Origin of the sequence: Loktanella sp. SALINAS62, from assembly GCF_018263905.1 — a bacterium.
GTDB lineage: Bacteria > Pseudomonadota > Alphaproteobacteria > Rhodobacterales > Rhodobacteraceae > Loktanella.
Genome location: NZ_JAAFZU010000003.1, coordinates 20,863 through 35,873, shown reverse-complemented (window position 1 = coordinate 35,873; position 15,011 = coordinate 20,863). Strand labels below are relative to the sequence as shown.

Annotated in this window: 14 protein-coding genes; 3 read left to right on the top strand and 11 right to left on the bottom strand. The window is 60.3% G+C overall.

Annotation, left to right across the window (positions count from 1 at the left end; translation table 11 throughout):
* Nucleotides 1–719: 719 nt before the first annotated feature.
* The 6 genes from GZH79_RS03305 to GZH79_RS03280 all read right to left on the bottom strand — a co-directional run bounded on the left by GZH79_RS03305 (nt 720) and on the right by GZH79_RS03280 (nt 6,786).
* Nucleotides 720–1,463, bottom strand: a complete 744-nt coding sequence (locus GZH79_RS03305) for a FadR/GntR family transcriptional regulator (protein WP_211641813.1) — start codon at nt 1,461–1,463, stop codon at nt 720–722.
* A gap of 1 nt (nt 1,464) precedes the next feature.
* Nucleotides 1,465–2,433, bottom strand: coding sequence for a galactofuranose ABC transporter, permease protein YjfF (gene yjfF / locus GZH79_RS03300; protein ID WP_211641811.1), 969 nt, complete (start codon nt 2,431–2,433; stop codon nt 1,465–1,467).
* Complete coding sequence (locus GZH79_RS03295; RefSeq protein ID WP_211641809.1) at nt 2,430–3,455, bottom strand: ABC transporter permease; 1,026 nt, start codon at nt 3,453–3,455, stop codon at nt 2,430–2,432. Before GZH79_RS03295 ends, yjfF begins: the two co-directional genes overlap by 4 nt.
* The gene (locus GZH79_RS03290; protein ID WP_211641808.1) at nt 3,452–4,957 is read right to left on the bottom strand and encodes a sugar ABC transporter ATP-binding protein; all 1,506 of its coding nucleotides are present in this window, start codon (nt 4,955–4,957) and stop codon (nt 3,452–3,454) included. Before GZH79_RS03290 ends, GZH79_RS03295 begins: the two co-directional genes overlap by 4 nt.
* Before the next feature lie 83 nt (nt 4,958–5,040).
* Nucleotides 5,041–5,985 (bottom strand): galactofuranose ABC transporter, galactofuranose-binding protein YtfQ, encoded by a 945-nt coding sequence (gene ytfQ, locus GZH79_RS03285; RefSeq protein WP_211641807.1) that lies wholly within the window; start codon nt 5,983–5,985, stop codon nt 5,041–5,043.
* 456 nt (nt 5,986–6,441) lie between these two features.
* Nucleotides 6,442–6,786, bottom strand: a complete 345-nt coding sequence (locus tag GZH79_RS03280) for a hypothetical protein (protein WP_211641805.1) — start codon at nt 6,784–6,786, stop codon at nt 6,442–6,444.
* A 296-nt stretch (nt 6,787–7,082) separates the two neighbouring features.
* Here GZH79_RS03280 and GZH79_RS03275 point away from each other — a divergent pair, with 296 nt between their 5' ends.
* The 3 genes from GZH79_RS03275 (at nt 7,083) to GZH79_RS03265 (ending at nt 9,172) form a co-directional block, all read left to right on the top strand.
* Nucleotides 7,083–7,577: an antitoxin Xre/MbcA/ParS toxin-binding domain-containing protein gene (locus GZH79_RS03275; protein ID WP_211641803.1), complete on the top strand. Its 495-nt coding sequence runs from the start codon at nt 7,083–7,085 to the stop codon at nt 7,575–7,577.
* Nucleotides 7,574–8,077 (top strand): RES domain-containing protein, encoded by a 504-nt coding sequence (locus GZH79_RS03270; RefSeq protein ID WP_211641802.1) that lies wholly within the window; start codon nt 7,574–7,576, stop codon nt 8,075–8,077. The genes GZH79_RS03275 and GZH79_RS03270 overlap by 4 nt, the downstream gene beginning before the upstream one ends.
* 237 nt (nt 8,078–8,314) lie before the next feature.
* Entirely contained in the window at nt 8,315–9,172 is an 858-nt protein-coding gene (locus tag GZH79_RS03265) for a metallophosphoesterase (protein WP_211641801.1), read from the top strand.
* A gap of 185 nt (nt 9,173–9,357) precedes the next feature.
* Here GZH79_RS03265 and GZH79_RS03260 read toward each other — a convergent pair whose 3' ends face one another.
* The 5 genes from GZH79_RS03260 to GZH79_RS03240 all read right to left on the bottom strand — a co-directional run bounded on the left by GZH79_RS03260 (nt 9,358) and on the right by GZH79_RS03240 (nt 14,965).
* Nucleotides 9,358–10,527, bottom strand: a complete 1,170-nt coding sequence (locus tag GZH79_RS03260) for an IS5 family transposase (protein WP_211641817.1) — start codon at nt 10,525–10,527, stop codon at nt 9,358–9,360.
* 181 nt (nt 10,528–10,708) lie between these two features.
* A complete protein-coding gene (locus GZH79_RS03255; protein WP_211641800.1) occupies nt 10,709–11,575 on the bottom strand; it encodes a ribokinase in 867 nt (288 codons plus the stop codon).
* Nucleotides 11,562–12,443 carry a MurR/RpiR family transcriptional regulator gene (locus tag GZH79_RS03250; RefSeq protein WP_211641796.1) on the bottom strand — a complete coding sequence of 294 codons (882 nt, stop codon included), beginning with the start codon at nt 12,441–12,443 and terminating at the stop codon, nt 11,562–11,564. Before GZH79_RS03250 ends, GZH79_RS03255 begins: the two co-directional genes overlap by 14 nt.
* Before the next feature lie 3 nt (nt 12,444–12,446).
* The gene (locus GZH79_RS03245; protein WP_211641795.1) at nt 12,447–13,427 is read right to left on the bottom strand and encodes an ABC transporter permease; all 981 of its coding nucleotides are present in this window, start codon (nt 13,425–13,427) and stop codon (nt 12,447–12,449) included.
* Nucleotides 13,424–14,965 carry a sugar ABC transporter ATP-binding protein gene (locus tag GZH79_RS03240; protein WP_211641793.1) on the bottom strand — a complete coding sequence of 514 codons (1,542 nt, stop codon included), beginning with the start codon at nt 14,963–14,965 and terminating at the stop codon, nt 13,424–13,426. The genes GZH79_RS03245 and GZH79_RS03240 overlap by 4 nt, the downstream gene beginning before the upstream one ends.
* Nucleotides 14,966–15,011: the final 46 nt, after the last annotated feature.

Genomic DNA, 15,011 nt, shown 5'->3' with positions numbered 1-15,011 from the left:
CCAGACCAAGATCATCCGGCAGTTGCCGGAACAGACTGCGCAACGCGTGGACACCGCCGGCAGAAGCACCGATGGCACAGATCGGCACATGGCCCTTCTCGGGCGCGAGGGTGGTCTCATTGGTCAAGGGAAGCACTCCTCAGCGGGATCATTGGAGCATAAGTGGCTCAGAAGAAAAATAGCGGCGATGATCTACATCAAAACACGACGGTTCGGTTTCCCCGCCAGCGTTGAGGATGCAGGCTATCCATCGTCGCAGCCTTTGATTCAAAGCCGGTTTAGTCAAGGGAATCTTGCTTGCACGTGGTGTGCTCAATGCGGTCATGCAGCAGCGTAGAATAAAACGCGCGGCGGCCTTCTGAATGTCAGCTTTGCCTGATTGCCCCGTAAAGTTTCGCACGCGCGGCGGACTTCCGCTTCCCGCCCCTCGTGTAGGTGGGGTTGCCTCGGTCGCTATCGGCCCAAAGCCGCCTTCCACCCGCCACGTAGATGCCGCAGCGCAGCTTCACCAGACCGGCCATTCGTGCATCGTGCAGCATTTTCGGAGGGTGAAGGTCGGCAGAGCGGACAAAGCTGCCGTTGGCTGCGATTACGAAAGTTTGCAGGTGCCGGCGCAATGGGCGCCATTTCAGGCATTTTGCGGACTTTCGTCACGGATGCGAGGGCCTCAAGCTTTGATCTCGAGCCTGTCGGGCGGCAGTCAATATCTGCCAAAGTGATTAAATCTCACCGCTTATTTCGTGACCGAAGACACGAGCCCAACCGACCTCTATGACGACCTGCATCGCGGCTCTTGCTGCGGCTTCGTCCTTGGCCGCGATGGCATCAGCAATCCGCTGATGGTCGTTGCAAATCTTGACCTGCTGGCCCGGTTTGGGTTCAGGGGAAGATTGCCGAAGCAGCGAGAGCAGGGCCGCGCCGACCAGCGATACGACGGAAAAGAAAAAAGCATTGCCCGCGGCGTCGAAGATTGCCTGATGAAACTCGAAATCGGCAAGCGAGAACTCGGCTTTGCCTTCGGCCGATCGCATGGCGGCCAGACAGGTTTGAATCCGGGTTATGTCTTTATCCGACGACTTGCGGGCCGCCAGTGCTGCGGCATGGGGCTCGAAGGCCAAGCGCATTTCGAAAAGCTGTTCGTAAAAACTGTCGCTGGGTTCGCCGTCAAGGTGCCAGCGTAGCACCTGGGCGTCGAACATGTTCCATTCGTGGCGAGGCCGAATGCTGGTGCCGACCCGCGCTTTGGGCGACACCATGCCCTTGGCGGCCAGCGTCTTCATAGCCTCGCGCAGAACGGTACGGGAGACGCCGAATTGTTCGGCCAGTTCCTCGTCCTTTGGCAGCAGATCACCGGGGGGTGGTTGGCCCGCAACAATGGCCTGACCAATGCCTTCAACGACACGACCATGACTTCCGCGACTTTCGCGCTGTCGCGGATCAAACTGGTCGAAAAGTTGCTTCATGTCAGGTTGGTGCGTTTCGCTGTCGTTGTCCCAAGGTCAGAAGACCCTTCTGAAGCAGAATAAACAGAAGTAAAAGCATCCCGATGACGATTTTCGTCCACCAGCTGGAAAGCGATCCGTCGAACACGATATAAGTCTGGATCAATCCCATGGTCAAAACGCCGATCAGCGTGCCAAAGACATAGCCCGACCCGCCGGTCAGGATCGTGCCGCCGATCACCACGGTGGCGATGGCGGTCAGTTCGGTGCCGACGGTTGCCAGCGGATAGCCCGAACTGGTGTAGACCGAAAACACGATACCCGACAGACCGGCCATGAACCCTGAAAAGGCGTATATCTGGATGGTGGTCAGACCCACGGACACACCCATCAGCCGGGCGGTTTGTTCGCCACCGCCCAGGGCAAAGACCGATGTGCCGAACCGGGTGCGGTGGGCGATGATCATGCCGGCCATCACCGTCAGCAGCATCACCGCGCCGATCAGCGTCAGGCGCCCGCCGCCGGGCATCCGGTAATAAGCGTCCAGCATATCGTAGAACGGATGATTGATCGGCACGCTGTCGATGGTCAGCATGTAGGCGGCACCGCGCGCCAGAAACATCCCCGCCAAGGTCACGATGAAGGCGGGCATCGCCAGTCCGTGGATCAGCGCACCCATCGCCCCCCCGAATGCCGTGGTGATTGCCAGCAGCAGCGCAAAGACGACCAAGGGGTGCAGGCCTGTGTCACGCAGCATCACGGCGACGAAGACACCCGCAAAGGCGATGACCGATCCGACCGACAGATCGATCCCGCCGGACAGGATCACCACGGTCATCCCGACCGCGACGATGCCCAGATAGGCGTTGTCGGTCAAAAGATTGCCGATCACGCGGGTCGACAGCATCGCTGGAAACTGGATGTAGCAGATCAGGTAGGCGATCAGAAAGATCACGACAGTCGCATAAAGCGGCAGAATGCGTGCGTTCATTCTGTGACCTCCTTTCGGGTATCATGGGCGTCTGCGGTGCCGGGCCTGCGTCGCAGCCTGCGCGACAGATGCGGGCTGATCCGGGGCGATTGCAGCACGAGGATGACGACCACCAGCGCGGCCTTGATCACCAGATTGAATTCGGACGGAAAGCCTGCGAGCAGGATACCGGTGTCGATGGTCTGGATGATGAGCGCGCCCAGCAGCGACGCGGCGATGGAAAAGCGCCCGCCCAAAAGCGAGGTGCCGCCGATGACGACCGCCAGAATGGCGTCGAGTTCCAGCCACAGGCCTGCGTTGTTGGCGTCGGCGCCGCGGATATCGGCGGCCACGATGATGCCCGCCACAGCCGCACACAGCCCCGATGCGACGTAGACCGCAATCAGCAGGACCCGTGCGTTCACCCCCGCCAGCGCACTGGCGGCGCGGTTGATGCCGATCGCCTCGATCAGCAGGCCAAGTGCCGTCCGGCGGACCAGCAGGCCAAAGGCGATACCGGTGCAGATCCAGATCACGACCGGAGTGGGGATGCCAAGGATGGCCCCGGCCCCAAAAAAGGCGAAACCTTCGTTGCTGAAGGTCAGGATACGGCCTTCGGTGATCATCTGGGCGATGCCGCGTCCGCCGACCATCAGGATCAGGGTGGCGACGATGGGCTGGATGCCGAAGACCGCGACCAGAATACCGTTCCACAGGCCGCACAGCAGTCCCGCGCCCAAGCCGATCGCAAGGGCGGGCACCACACCGTAGCCGCCCGCGATGGCCCAGGCCGATGCGGCACCACAGATTGCCATGACCGCGCCCACGCTTAGATCGATGCCGCGGGTCGCGATCACCAGTGTCATGCCGACCGCCAGCAGGGCCACCGGTGCGCCGCGTTTCAACACGTCGATCACGCTGCCGACCAGACGCCCGTCGGCCAGATCGACGGCCAGAAAGCTGGGAAAATAGGCCGTCACAAGCGCGACAACCGCGATCAGGGTCAGCAGTTGCGGCGCAAGCCTGCGCAGGATCGGGGTCATGACGTGGCCCTTTCGGCGTCGCCGCGTGTGGCGATAGCGTTGATGATGCGGTCGGTGTCAATCTCTGCCCCGACCAGTTCAGAGACATGCTTGCGGTCGCGGACCACGATGATCCGGTCAGAGGCCGCCATCAGTTCGTCGAATTCCGACGAGATCAGCAGGATCGACATGCCCTGATCCGTCAGATCGCCGATCAGCCGCAGGATTTCGGCATGGGCGCCGACGTCGATGCCGCGCGTCGGTTCGTCCAGGATCAGAAAGCGTGGGTTCATCGCCAGCCAGCGGGCTAGAACGACCTTTTGCTGGTTGCCGCCCGACAGGTCGCCCACGGCCTTTTCCGCGCTGGATGTGCGGATGTCGAGCTTGCGGATATAGTCGTCGGCCAGTCGCTTCTGTTCGGCCTGCGGGATCGGGCGCGCCCATCCGCGGCGGGCCTGCAGTGCCAATGCGATGTTTTCGCGCACCGACAGATCCGCCACGATCCCGTCGGTCTTGCGGTCCTCTGGCGCGTAACCAAAGCCTGCGGCGATGGCCATGCGGGGCGTGGTGATGTCCAGCTTGCCATTCTCGTCGGTGGCCGTGCCCTGATCGGCGGGGGTCCGGCCGAACAGCACATCGGCGGTTTCGGTGCGGCCGGCACCCAGCAACCCGGCCAGCCCGATGACTTCGCCCGCGCGCACCTTCAGATCGAAGGGTTCGATCCTGTTGCGGTGGGCGAGCCCCTTGAAAGTCAGTAGTTCCGCGCCGCCGGTGCGCGCAACATGGCGCTGTTCGGCTTCGACCAGTTCGTGGCCCAGCATGTGGTGGATCAGATCGACCCGGTTCGTGTCAGCCGTGTTGGTTGTCACGATGTGCTGGCCGTTGCGCAGCACCGTCAGCCGGTCGCTGAGTGAAAACACCTGATCAAGGAAGTGCGAAATGAAGATGATGCCAAGCCCGCGGTCGCGCAGGCTGCGCACCACTGCAAACAGGGTTTCGGTTTCGCGCGCATCCAGACTGGCAGTCGGTTCGTCCAGGATCAGGACCTTGCCCGACAGGGCCACGGCGCGCGCGATGGCGACGATCTGCTGGACCGCGACGGAATAAGTGCCCAGTTCGCGCCCTACATTGACCTGATCCAGCCCGTAGCCGGCCAGCATCTCTTCGGCGTCGGCGCGCATCCGGCGGCTTGAGACCAGCCCGAACCGCGTGGGCTGGCGCCCGAACGTCAGGTTTTCTGCGACGGTCAGGTTGGGCAGCAGATTGACCTCTTGGTAGACGGTGCCGATGCCCAGTTCCTGCGCGTCATGTGTCGATCCCGGCGAGATCGGCTGCCCGTCCAGTGTGATCCGCCCGCTGTCGCGGGCATGCACGCCGGTCAGGCATTTGATGAGCGTGGATTTCCCCGCGCCGTTTTCACCCAGCAGCGCGTGGACCTCTCCGGCCGCAAGATCGAACTGCATATTGTCGAGCGCGCGGGTGCCGGGGAATGTCTTGGTCAGATCGCGGACGGTCAGAAGCATCCGGTGCCTTTCTGAATCGAGAGGTGCGGCGCCCCGGCAGGGGGCGCCGCGTCCGGGCGGTCAGGCCCGTGTCTGAGATGCGATCAGTAGCCCAGATCCTTGCGGGCTTCGTATTCGCCCATCGGATCGTCGTCCTGCGTGTAAAGCGTGGATTCCGTCTGGATGAACTTTTCGGGCTCTGTGCCGTCGGCCATGTAGGCGGCCAGCGCGTCAAAGGCCGGGCCTGCCATGTTCGGCGTCAACTCGACCGTGGCGTTTGCATCGCCGGCGGCCATCGCCTGAAAGATGTCGGGCACGGCATCGATCGACACGATCAGGATGTCGTCGCCCGGATCGATCCCGGCTTCCTTAATCGCCTGAATGGCGCCAATGGCCATGTCGTCATTGTGAGCATAAAGCGCACAGATGTCGTCACCGCCGCCTTCGGCCTGCAGGAAGCTTTCCATGACTTCCTTGCCGCCGGAACGGGTGAAATCACCGGTCTGGCTGCGGGCAATTTCGATTTCGGCATTGCCTTCGATGGCATTGCGGAAACCGGTCGCGCGGTCGATGGCGGGCGACGATCCCGTCGTGCCTTGCAGTTCCACGACGCGGCAGGTGCCTTCTGGCTTGTTGTCGACCAGCCACTGCCCGGCGACTTCGCCTTCGTGCACAAGGTCGGACCCGACAGCCGTCAGATACAGGTCGTCGGCGCTGTCGACGCGGCGGTCCAGCAGGACGACCGGAATTTCGGCTTCCTTGGCTTCTTCGAGCACCGAATCCCAGCCGGTAGCCACGACGGGGGCCAGCAGGATGGCGTCGACGCCTTGGGCGACAAATGACCGGATCGCGGCGATCTGGTTTTCCTGCCGCTGCTGTGCGTCCGAAAAACGCAGGTCAATGCCGCGCGCTTCGGCCTCTTGCCGGGTGACGGTTGTTTCGGCGGCACGCCAACCGGATTCCGACCCGATCTGCGAGAACCCGATTGTCTGTGCAGACGCACCTGTCGAGAGCGCAGCAATGGCTGCACTGAGCAGTAATTTATTCATGATTTCCTCCCTGGATGGCCGAAGCCTGATTCGATAAAGTCATATAGGATGACTTTATTCAAGTAGGTATTTGAAGGACATGGTTTCGGCCCGATTAACGGCAGCGATCACCTCGCATTGTAGCGAAATGAATGGAAATGCTGATAGCGCCCCAAGCTAACGAGATGGCTCAAGTGTACGCCTCTCCGATGCGCGACGTATCTGGTCGTGGCGGAAATCGCTCTATTTGCGCAGTGTCAGAATCTATGGAAGCCCGAAGCTGCCATTGAACGGCTTTCCGCAAAAAAAACGGGTTTAGCGCGACGCTACGCTTAATTTAGGGACCTGAACCACCCACCTCGCCACACCGGATCAAGGCGATCCACAGGCTCAACAAGATGCAGGTGCAAAACTGGCACGCTGCGCATGGATCGAGAGCAATCCGATCCACGAGATGCCGGGACTGAACACCTGAGGTTATGACTTCCTCATGTAACGATAGTGCTTTGCGGTATACGACAATCCTCTGCGCCGGAAGGCCCTCGTGCGGGTCTGCGCTTTTCGATCAACCTTTTTGTTGGCCGCTGTTTTACTGGCATTCCTGTCAACAGGCCGATGCATGTCATGAGACGTTGTGGATTTCGCAGGCAACGCGTAATCGAAATTATTCCAGTTCTCTGCCAATGCGTCAAAGTCGCTAAAAAGACTGTCTCTTGCAGCACGGTCCAGCTTGATCTGATCATAGATACCGTAAGCGCAGATAAGGGCAGAGACGACGAATATAACGGCATAGGCAATTGTGATAAAGTCAGAAGCGATCACGCAAGCATCCTCTTCGTTACGGTGCCATACAGATTACGGTAGCACGTTTGACATTGGATTTCTATTTCCTGTCGCTCAGTTGGCAGTGACGGCTTGATCCAAGCCAACTCATTCAGGTTCCACCTCTCCCCAATGCGGACTAACCGGCAAGATCGCCCCACGTTCCGCAGTGTCATCGAACCGCATGACGTCCCAGACGTCGACCCGAAAACAATCGGTTGGAAGACGTTGTCGCTCTTGAAGTTTTGCGACACCTGACGTAAGTATAGCGACACCTGTCACAGGGAGACGTTTCCATGCCGTCAGCTTCTGCAAACTCGTCGGCGATCCCGGCCGCATCCGAAAACGATGCGATGAGGGCATTTAAACTGCTCGGGGGCGATCGGATCATGAAAAGGTCAGTCTGCACAGCGCTGGATGCCCACGATTTGATTGTTGAAGGTATACCTTCGAAATCTCTGCTTCACCTCGTCGAAGGCGTGCGCTTTCTGTCTGCAGGAGACGCCCTCAACAAGGCAATCGGGATCAGTATCCGCACGCTGCAGCGTCGCAAGTCAGACGCGCCTGACAAGGCCCTTTCGACCGAGCAAAGCAGCCGCGCATGGCGTTTTGCCGAAATCATCGCACAGGCAACGGACATCATGGGCACTCAGGAGGCCGCAGAAAGCTGGATCCTGGCACCTGCCATCGGTCTGGACAACCGCCGCCCGATCGACCTGCTGGCTTCCTCTGCCGGCGCCGAAGCCGTCGAGGATTATCTCACCCGGCTGGAGTATGGGGTCTATACGTGACGCCACTCCCGCCGCCTCTTGGCAGCGGAGAGTTTCGGTTCTGGCGCCTGGACCAGGAACGACACGCCGCAACGTGGGATAGCGGAGAGGGTGCCTTCCGGGTCGGAGGGCGCTGGAATTCAACAGGAATACGGGCCGTCTACGCGTCGATGGATCCCTCGACGGCCATCATCGAGGTCGCCGTCCACAAGGGCTTCAAGGTGCTGGACACCACCGCTCACATCCTCACATCGGCACGGATCATTGACCCGGCTATCATCAATGTGGTTCAGCCTGACGATGTGCCCAACCCCAACTGGCTGGTGCCAGGTTCTCATGGACCAGGTCAGCAGGGGTTCGGTGATCAGCTTTTGACGGATCACCTATTTTCTCTGCTGCCATCGACAGTCTCTCGACACAGCTGGAACCTGATTTTTGACGCGGATCGCGCACGGAGGTATTTCGATGATGTCCGGCAGGAGCGCTTCGCTCTTGATCCAAGGCTTCACAGAAACCCATAGAGTTGGCTGGTCAAGGCTCGGCATTGCCAAGCGTGTCGTGTCCTGCGTCGACCGCGAATAGCTGCAACATTGCGTCCTTGGCCATTGTGTTGGAATGAGCCCACGATAGTCATCCGACACGGGTCCAGCATCTGGATACGACGCCCACCACTTGGCGCATGACGAGATCGCGGCAAGACTGTATCCATGCATGCGCTACACAGGCTAAAGTCACCTCAATTGCACAGGATCCCCGACGTGGACACGACAACGGTTTCTCTTTCCAGTCGCTCGCTGCCGGGGTCCATTGATCCAGGCCTCGAAGTTTTCGCCATCGGGGATGTGCACGGCCAGGCCGCCGTGCTGGCAGCGACGCTGTCCGAGGTTGCTGAATTGCCCCGTATGGCCGCCACGCGGCGCGTGGTCGTGTTCCTCGGCGATCTGATCGACCGCGGGCCGGACAGTGTCGGCGCGGTAGATCTGGCGATGCGGACGGCGACGTTCACCGAGGCTGACGATGTCGTCCTTTTGCCCGGCAATCATGAACTGATGCTGCTGGAGGTCCTGAACGGTTGCGATCCCGACCTTTGGCTGGGCAACGGCGGCAAGGCTGTCATGACGGAACTCGACCCGGACTGGACCTCCATGCCTTGGCGGACTGCCCTGTCAAAGCTACGCAATGCCTTCCCGGCTGAATGGGTCCTATCGATTGATGTTGCGCCATCGCATGTTTGCATGGGCGACCTGATGTTCGTCCATGCCGGTCTCGATCCAGACCAAGACCCGCGAACATTCCTCGATCGTTCGCGGCTGATGAATGATCTGCATTGGGCAACGATCCGACACGAATTCACCACGTGGGATCGCGGCTGGGACATGGATGGGACCGGGACGCACACCAAGGGGCCCACGGTCGTCGTGCATGGACACACGCCGGCCATCCGCACATCCCTGTCGGAGACGACAGCTGAGCTGACCCAGATGGACGGGATCGATGGCTACCGCACGATCTGCCTCGACGCCGGGGCCGCCTCCCGCCCGCAGATCGGCTGGGCTCGGTTCTGGTCGGACGCCACCGGCTGTCAGGTGCAGATCAACGCGACCTTTGCCGCGTAGGCAATCAACGTCAGTTCACCTCTTCGAATTGGTTGGCTGATAAGTCTGAAAATGCGCAGCACGTTCTTAACAGGCTGCTGAAGAAGTCCGCGATGCGGGACAGTTTCCGTTTTGTGTGGGCGGCGGTGTTCAGCGTCGGGTTGGTCGACGCATGCGGCACTGGTGCCTGACGCCACCTCTCGTCGTCACGCAGCCAGCAACCGGGGCAGTCGGGCGAGGTTGTTAGCGGTCATCGTCATGATGAAGCGGGAACGCACCCTCTCGATGCCGCGGTAGACGGTCTGGGCCATTCCGCCGACGGTTTTGGCCCAGCCGAAAGCCTCTTCGATCCGTTTGCGGTGTTTGATCGACAGGGCGTAACCCTCGTGCCGGGTCGTGCGGCCGTCGATCGCTGAATATCTCGATTTCTGCGCGACATGGGGCGTGACGCAGGCTTGCCGCAGGTCGGCGACGAACTCTGCGGCGTCGAAGCCCTTGTCGGCACCCAGCGTCAACTGTCGGGTCGAACCGGGGGAGTGGCGGTGAATCATGTCCAGTGCGGCGCGCCGTTCTGCATGGCCGTCGGCCTGCGTCAGGTCGCCCTGCACGATCAGACCGGAGCGGTTCTCCATCAGGGCATGGCCAATGAAGCACAGCGTCGCGCCGGTGCCCGGGGATTTCTTGTAAAGGCGCGCATCTGGGTCGGTGGTCGAGGCATGGGTGGCATTGGACCGCTTCTCGCCCCGGAAATCGACTTCGGGATTGCGGTTCTGGCGGCTGGAGCGGGGCATGGCGTCGGTCTCGAGTTCAGTCGTTTGGGCTTCAAATTCGGCGGTGGCATCGGGTCCAAGCGGGCTGCCCGGATCGTCATCGGGCGGCGTGTCCCCCGCCCTCGGCTGTAAGCTCTTCATGGATGCCCAGGCCTTGACCAGTGTGCCGTCGACCGAGAAGTGCTCGTCCGACAACAGCGGCGCGACCTCGCTATGGGCCAGGATCGCCGCCATCACCTTGCGAGACATCTCGGTGGTCAGCAGCCGGTCGCGGTTCTTGGTGAAGACCGTCGGCACCCAGACAGGATCATCGATCCCGAGACCGACAAACCAGCGGAACAAGAGGTTATATTGCATCTGTTCCATCAACTGCCGTTCCGACCGGACGGAGAACAGGATCTGGATCAGGCTGGCCCGGATCAGCCGTTCCGGCGGGATCGAGGGGCGGCCGAAATCGGTGTAAAGCACCTCGAACTCGCCATCCAGGCTGGCCAGCGCGCCGTTCACCACCTGCCGGATCTTGCGCAAAGGATGCCGCGTGGGGATGCGAGCCTCCAAATCGACATAGCTGAACAGCGACCCGCTCGTCTCGTCCGTCCCGCGCATCATCACCCCCACCCTTGCCGTCCAAACGGTGAATCATGTTCCGCAAACGGGGTCGAGGGCTGACTTCTTCAGCACCCTGTTAAGAAGAGTTCACCATGATCGAACAGCCAGACGTTCGGACGATACAGCTCGATCTCAGCTACACGATCGAGCTGCACCTATTGGTCATGCCTCACCGGAGTCAGCGCCCCGAGACGTGGCGTGCGGCCTCTTGATTGGCGAACCCGAGAGCGGACCCGAAGGCATCTCCGGCCGCGAGGCGGGCGACCAACGATCCGATAAAGCAGTCACCAGCACCGTGAGTCGAAACCACTTTTACCTTGTCTGCTTTTATCGCAACCCTGTCCGCATCCGAAGCGAAGGCCACTCCGTCGCCGCCAGCTGTGACCACTACACTGGTAAAGCGCTCGGACAGCGCAGCGGCAGCCGACTGAGCCGTATCGAGGTCATTGACGGCGATTCCGCAAAGCGCCTCGGCCTCAAGCGCGTTTACGATCAGGATATCGACGAGGGACAGGAACGCGTCGCTCATGCCCCGCCAAGGGGCTGCGTTAAGGCAGACGGTAACCCCATGTGACCTGGCAGCCTGCGCGGCGGCGAGATTGGTCTCTTCGCTTATCTCGTTCTGCAGAATGAGATGCGTTGCACCGTCCCACAGTTCAGGCATGGAGAGGCTCTGCGGGTCTATCGTGAGGTTGGACCCAGACACGATGACGGCTCCATAGTCACCCGAGGCGTCGCTGATCGCGACGCTCATGCCAGTTCCAACGTTGTCCGCCTTCGCAATATGGGCAGTGTCCACACCCCCTTTACTGAGACCGTCAAGAAGGAAGTCGGCGAACCCATCTTTGCCCACTGCCGAAACCATACTCGTCCGAGCGCCTTGTCGTGCCACTGCAACGGCCTGATTTCCCCCTTTGCCGCCAAACTTCGGAAACCAGCGCGAACCTGTCACCGTCTCGCCCGCGGCGGGGCGGTGTGGCGCCTCGACGAAAATATCGTAGTGAAGGCTACCGACGACGACGACCGCTGCACTATCGTTTCCCATTTGAGAGCCCTTGTTTTTCCCGCTTGCTGTCGACGGACTTCATCGTCCGGGCAAGCTGGCTTTCGGCAGACGAAAAATCACGCTGCGCCACCGAGACGAATATCGCGTCCATGATGTTGAGTTGGGCAACACGCGCTGCCGCATTCTCTCCGAGTAGGGGCGAACCCTGTGCTGTCGAACACAGGACGACATCAGCGATCTGGGTGATCGGAGCGTTGTTATAGTTGGTCAGAGCGATCGTGCGCGCCCCGTTCTGTCGCGCCAGTCGCGTAGCATCAAGCACGGCAGAGGTGGCTCCGGAATGGCTGAAACTGACAACCACATCCTCTGGACCGAGAAGAGCCGCCGACATCAGCATCATGTGCGTATCGTCGAATACTGAACTGCGCAGTCCAATGCGCAGGAACTTGTGTGACACATCTCGCGCGATCTGGGCAGAGCCCCCGAGACCATAAAAGTCGCGCTGCCGAGCGCCGTGAAGAAGGGCTGACGCTCGATCGAAAGCCTCCATATCAAGGATCGACATGGTTTCCTCGATGGCCTGTATCGCCGTGTTGAAAACCTTGCGCACGATGTCAGCGGAGCTGTCCTCCGGAGAGATCTCGCTGTGAAGAGACGCCACATCAGACTGCTGGTAGCTGACCAGCGCCTCACGTAAATCCCTGAAACCGTTGAAGCCAAGCTTCTTGGCAATCTTCACGATCATTGCATCGGAAACGCCAGCCTCTTCGGCCAGAGCCCGAAGCGACGTGGTCATGTCCAATCCCGAACGCCCGGTGATTGTATCGACAACCCGAACTTCCAGCGGCGTGAGGGACGCGGTCCCCATTCTCACTCGGGCGCCTACGGTGCGCGGGTCAATGTTCATAGGTCAGGCTCGTCCTCTGGTGGCGCGGTCAATCAGCATCGCTACGATGATGATAATGCCTGTGGCCAAAAGTTGATAGAACGCTTGCACGTTCATCAGAGTAAGCCCGTTGCGTAGAGCGCCGAGGATCACGGCACCAAGGAGCGTGCCAATCACGGACCCCTTGCCACCCATCAGCGACGCCCCTCCGATTGCCGCAGCCGCGATGGCGTCAAGCTCCCAGAGATTGCCCATGGTAGGGTCAGCAGCCCCAAGGCGTCCCATCAGGATGAGCGCGGCAATCGCGGCAAGTCCGCCTGACATGACGTAAACGGTGATCTTGGTGCGTGCCACCGGCACGCCTGCAATGCGCGCAGCTTCCTGGTTTCCACCTACCGCGAGGATGTATTCACCGAACGGGCTGCGGTTCAGAACAACCCAAAGAATAACAGCGATCAAGCCGACGATGAGAACAGGGACTGGGACACCAAGAACGTCACCATTGATGAAGGAGCGAAACTCGGGTGGTATCCCGAAAATTGGATTGCCGTCCGTGAAGATCAGCGCGAGAGCACGGTAAAGAGACAGCCCCCCCAAGGTCACAATGAACGGCTGAAGACCTGCGAAGGCGATCAGGCAGCCATTGAATAGACCACAGAGCATCCCCGTTCCCACGGCGCCCAGCAAAGCCACAGGCAGAGGAACCCCTGCCGTCATGAGCGCCGCCCCGGCCACCGCCGAGATCGCCGCTGCAGGCCCCACCGATAGATCGATGCCGCCAGAGATGATGACGAAAGTCATTCCCAGAGCGATACAGGCGTTAATCGATGACTGTTGAAGGATATTCAGAAGATTCGGGATTGTCAGAAAAACCGGATTCAAAACCGCGAAAACGATGAAAATGAGTGCGAGGCCCAAAAGCGTCCCAGCATCACGCAGATTGATTGCTGCGGGCAGAAAAGAACGCCGGCCTCCGGTCTGCTTGGTATCGGATGTAGTGTTCATGGTTGGCTCACGGGTTCGGCAGTTTGCTTGGAACTGCGGCTTTTCGATTGAGGAATGGCAAGGGCCGCGATCCGACCTTCGTCGATCTCGTCACCTGACAGGATCCCGGCGATTTCACCTTCGCGCATGACCACTACGCGGTCTGAAAGGCGCAGGATTTCGGGGAGCTCGGAACTGACGACGATGATCGACTTGCCTGTAGCTGCAAGACGTTCGATCAGGTCGTAAATTTCGGATTTGGCACCGATATCGATGCCCCGGGTCGGTTCGTCGAACAACAGGATGTCCACGTCAGCGGCGAGCCAGCGACCGATGATGACCTTTTGCTGGTTCCCGCCGGAAAACTGTCCGATGGGACGGTCGACGTTTGGCGGACGCAGGTTCATCTGCTTCATCAGCGAGGTTGCCTCACGGCGCAGATGCGCACGCCGGATCAGACCTGCGCGAGAAAAACGTTTCATGCAGGGCAGCGCGATATTCGACGCGACAGAGCGATCGCGCACGATGCCGTCTTTCTTACGCTCTTCGGGCACCAGTCCGATGCCGGCGGAGATCGCTTCTCGCGGAGTGCGGAAGCGTCGCTCGACGCCATTCACTTCGACACGTCCCTCGGTCATGCGATCAATGCCTGCAATCAGGCGCATCAGTTCTGTCCGGCCTGCACCGACCAGTCCAGCGACACCCAGCACCTCGCCCTTGTGCAGATCGAAGTTGGCGCCCCGGATCATACGACCGTCACCGACTCCTTCTGCTCGCAGGACGACGTCAGTGCCAGCGTGGCTGACGTGCCGTTCGGCTGAAATCTCACGACCGACCATACTGGCGATGACTTCGTCCTCGCTTGTTTCGGCCAGATCGACGGTCGCGACGAACCGGCCATCGCGGAGGATGGTGGCACGTTGGCAGACCTGAAACACTTCATCCATCTTGTGCGAGACGTAAATGATCGAAACCCCCTGCCCTGACAACTTGCTGATCAGCGCTGCAAGACTGTCAAATTCGGATGGGGTCAAAGACGAGGTCGGCTCGTCCATTGCGATGATCTTGGCGTCATCGAGAAGCGCACGGGCAATCTCGACAATCTGTTGCTGGGCGACCTTCAGTTCATGGATCGGCCGGCCGGGATCGATGTCGGGGTCCAGTTCGGCGAGAAGCTCTCGGGCGCGCCGCTCTTGTGCGCGCCGGTTCACCAAGAGGCCACCCGCGGTCTTCAGCGGTCGGCCCAAAAAGATGTTCTGCGCCACGCTGAGCCCCGGAATGTGCTGAAGTTCTTGGTGGATCATGGCGATCCCGGCTGCGCGTGCCTCCTTGGGGCTGCTGGGGCGTATGGTTGCGCCATCTATCCGGATTTCACCGGCATCGGGTTTCAGGACAGCGGATAAGACATTCAGCATGGTCGACTTGCCCGCTCCGTTCTCGCCCAAGAGACCGTGAACCTCCCCGGGCCGGACCTCGAAAGAGACGTCTTCCAAAGCCTTGACGCCAGGAAACCCTTTATGAATCCCGTCTACGGCCAGACGGATGATATCGCTTGCCATTGTAGAGCCTCTCGGTGAAGGGGGACCACTTCAGCATACACTATGG